This is a genomic window from Streptomyces sp. NRRL F-6492, from assembly GCF_001280125.1.
Classification (GTDB): domain Bacteria; phylum Actinomycetota; class Actinomycetes; order Streptomycetales; family Streptomycetaceae; genus Streptomyces.
In genome coordinates, this window is sequence record NZ_LGEG01000086.1 from 1 (window position 1) to 2,450 (window position 2,450).

4 protein-coding genes and 2 pseudogenes are annotated in these 2,450 nt (G+C 70.2%); 4 read left to right on the plus strand and 2 right to left on the minus strand.

Annotated elements, in window-relative coordinates:
- Positions 1–293, minus strand: a pseudogene (locus tag ADL08_RS37575) (hypothetical protein); the annotation flags it as partial.
- 174 nt (positions 294–467) lie between these two features.
- Positions 468–974, minus strand: a complete 507-nt coding sequence (locus ADL08_RS09420; protein WP_053641621.1) for a hypothetical protein — start codon at positions 972–974, stop codon at positions 468–470.
- Between the two features lie 115 nt (positions 975–1,089).
- On the opposite strand from ADL08_RS09420, the gene ADL08_RS09425 reads away from it, so the two are divergent.
- The 4 genes and pseudogenes from ADL08_RS09425 to ADL08_RS37580 all read left to right on the plus strand — a co-directional run.
- Positions 1,090–1,335 (plus strand): hypothetical protein, encoded by a 246-nt coding sequence (locus ADL08_RS09425; RefSeq protein WP_053641622.1) that lies wholly within the window; start codon positions 1,090–1,092, stop codon positions 1,333–1,335.
- The gene (locus ADL08_RS09430; RefSeq protein ID WP_053641623.1) at positions 1,328–1,543 is read left to right on the plus strand and encodes a hypothetical protein; all 216 of its coding nucleotides are present in this window, start codon (positions 1,328–1,330) and stop codon (positions 1,541–1,543) included. Before ADL08_RS09425 ends, ADL08_RS09430 begins: the two co-directional genes overlap by 8 nt.
- A 121-nt stretch (positions 1,544–1,664) precedes the next feature.
- The gene (locus ADL08_RS09435; RefSeq protein ID WP_159043016.1) at positions 1,665–2,312 is read left to right on the plus strand and encodes a hypothetical protein; all 648 of its coding nucleotides are present in this window, start codon (positions 1,665–1,667) and stop codon (positions 2,310–2,312) included.
- A gap of 39 nt (positions 2,313–2,351) precedes the next feature.
- Positions 2,352–2,450, plus strand: a pseudogene (locus tag ADL08_RS37580) (IS5/IS1182 family transposase); the annotation flags it as partial.

Genomic DNA, 2,450 nt, shown 5'->3' on the forward strand with positions numbered 1-2,450 from the left:
AGGAGGTCGGGGGCGTGGCGGGCGGGGTCGGCGGCGTAGCGCTCGTACTCGGCCCGCAGGCCGGCCTCCGCGTCGCCGTGTCCGGCGGCCGCGCGGGCCAGACGCCGCGCGGCGGTACGGGTCCAGGCCCGGACGGTGCGGGTGTCGCCGACGCCGTCGAGGAGGGCGTAGACGCGGATGCCGTCCGGCACCTGGCACACCGCCGTCGCATCGCACTGGAACACCCGGCCCCCGAGCCGCCGGGCGACCGCGTGCGTCTTCACGACCAGGTCCTCACCGGCGTCCCCGCTCATGGCCGAAGCCTTCCAGAACGCGGGCCGGGACGGGGCTCTTCGCCGGGCTGTTGGGGTGCCCGGACGGATGAATCTCCCCCTCGCGTACGCGGGCGCGATCTTAAAGGAGTCCGCACAATGCTGCGGGCCCCGGCACAGGGTGCCGGGGCCCGCAGTGTGGTGCGAGGAGGACGGTCAGCCCGTCCGCAGCGTGGCCTCATGCGAGGCTCGCTTCAGGTCCTGTTCCCGCGACGGCGTGCCGCCGCGCAGCAGGTCGGTCCAGCTCTCTTCGTGGCGGAGGTGGAACTCCGACGCCCCGCCGAAGAGACGTCGGCGTCCCGAGACCCTCAGCTCGCGGGACAGCTCCGTCTCGACGGCGGCCGTCATCTCTCCAAAGGAGGGCATGGCTGCCTCGAAGGACACCACCAGCGGGTTCTCGCCCAGCTCGCCACCCCAGCCGACCGTGAACGACTTGTCCGTCAGCAGTACGCGCAGGGCGACCTCACGGTCCCATCCCAAAGGCAGTACCAGCTCCAGGTTGTCCTGGCCTTCCAGCGCTGTGCCGAGGTACCACTGGGCTTCGTCTCCGATGATCCCAGCAGGGTCGACGGAGGTGAGGAGTGCGTCGATGGTGTCGGTCAGCTCACGTGCTGTCGGCTCCTCCCGCGCGTTGAGCTCCAAGTCGGTGTGCAGGTAGGTCATGGCATGGGGTCTCCTTTCATCAGGAGAGAGTGAAGCGCCGGTAACGGTATTCCGGCGGGCGCGGCACGCCAGGATCGTCCCGGCCCCCGACCTCCTGATAGGACGGTGGACGCGGATGGCAGTCGAGACGCTGAACACCGGCGCCGTACGGACCGCGATGGACCAGGAGCCGATCTGCGGCGGTGTGGCCGCGGATCGGATCGCCGCCGCACTTGGCACGCTGAACGCGATGGGCGAGAAAGCGGCGGTCACCTCATTCGTGGTCCGCCGGCTCATCACCCGCAGCCTGCTGGTCGACCTGTCCGGCAACCCGGAAGGCACACTGCGCCACCTCGGCCAGATAGCCGAGGTCCGTGCGTGAGGGGGACCTGGTCGAGCTCGTCGCCGCGGACACCCCGCTCGGCCCCGACCAGGCCGCCACCCGCTTGGGCGTGAGGCGGGTGGAATTCGACTGGATGGTCAAGCTCACGTGGATCCGGGCCGCGGAATGGGCCGAGATCGAGATCGGCACCTCGCGGGCCGGTGCGGTCGGCGTCCCGCTCTGCCACACCGCCGACGTCGCCGCCTGAAGCGGGGTCTCCCGGTCCGTGGTCGGGGCACCGTGCGTGTTTCGACCAGTGGCGCGCCCTCTAGGCTGTGCGCCGGTCGGGCCCGGGCGCGGGGTCCCAGGGGGTGGAGAACAGGGTGTCGGTGGAACGTCACATAGCGGGAGTGCTCCAGCAGATCGCCCGTCAGCAGGACATCGTTGAGATCGCCCCTCAGGGCTCCGCGGCGAAGGCGGCCGCTCTGGCGCATGTGGTGGAGCAGTACGGCTACACGTACGGCATGGCGTACAGGACCGGGTTCAAGAACTCACTGGTCCAGGTCAGGATGTACCGGGACCTGCGGCCCGACGCGCGCGTCCGCGAGGCGGCGACCATCACCGCCCATCCGCGGGCGGGCAACGGCGGGACAGTGCCGGGGCTGAAGCAGGGCTCGCTGAAGCCGCTCCCCGAAGCGGCCGGTGCCGTGGCGGTGCTGAAGGATCTCGTCACTTTCGACGTCATGGCCCTGTACGTCGCCGACCGGCGCCAGAAGCTCCTGGTCTACCTCGCCTGCGCGGTCTTGACCGTCCTGATGTTCATCGACAACAGCTCGCCAGTCGAAGCGGTCGCCTCCGGCGGAGCGGTCGCACTGCTGTGCACCGTGGCGTTCAAGATGGGCACGGTCCGCCGCAGGATGATCGCACAGCGGCTGACGGACGCCGGGTTCCTCGCAGTGCGCGACGAACAGGGCAGCCAGCGGTTCCTGCGCCCGGGGCAGCAGTTGCCCGGCCACACCAACCGATTCGCCGCCTAAGACCGTGTCCTATGTGGTGAGGCGGTCGTTGGGCTGGTTATGGGGCGGGGTACGTGGAGTTGGATTGTTCCGGACGGGCTGTGGGAAATCGCAAAGCCGCTGATCCCGCCCTCTCGGGTGCGGCCGCAGGGCGGCGGA

What these genes read in the sequence shown, in the direction of transcription:
- ADL08_RS09425 (WP_053641622.1), top strand. Translation starts at nt 1,090, where the DNA reads ATGGCAGTCGAGACGCTGAACACCGGCGCCGTACGGACCGCGATGGAC.
- ADL08_RS09420 (WP_053641621.1), bottom strand. Translation starts at nt 974, where the DNA reads ATGACCTACCTGCACACCGACTTGGAGCTCAACGCGCGGGAGGAGCCG.